Origin of the sequence: Blastomonas sp. CCH1-A6, assembly GCF_001556365.1 — a bacterium.
GTDB lineage: Bacteria > Pseudomonadota > Alphaproteobacteria > Sphingomonadales > Sphingomonadaceae > Blastomonas > Blastomonas ursincola.
Window position 1 is genome coordinate 1 of the sequence record NZ_LSIS01000327.1, and the last position, 255, is coordinate 255.

A 255-nucleotide genomic window follows, 5' to 3' on the forward strand; every position below is an offset into this window, starting at 1 on the left:
AGGGCCGTGACCGAACGGCCCGCATCGTCATGACCTCCGGGCTGCTTGCAGAATTCAGCGGCGACACCGTGGCAGACAGTATGATGGCCCAGGCCCGGTTGATGGCCGCTCTGCGCCATTGCACCTTCGCCCCGGATTCGCCCGAGCGAGACTTTGCAAGCATGGATGTCGATGGCATCAAGGTGCTGATGAAAGTCGATTTGTATGATCCGGGGCTTGTCAAGTTCGCATTGAACGGTTCCTTCTGTTGACGCG

Annotated in this window: 1 pseudogene; it reads left to right on the top strand. The window is 59.2% G+C overall.

From position 1 onward, the window contains the following. Positions 1-251, top strand: a pseudogene (locus tag AX735_RS15870) (DUF3768 domain-containing protein); the annotation flags it as partial. Between the last annotated feature and the right edge of the window lie 4 nt (positions 252-255).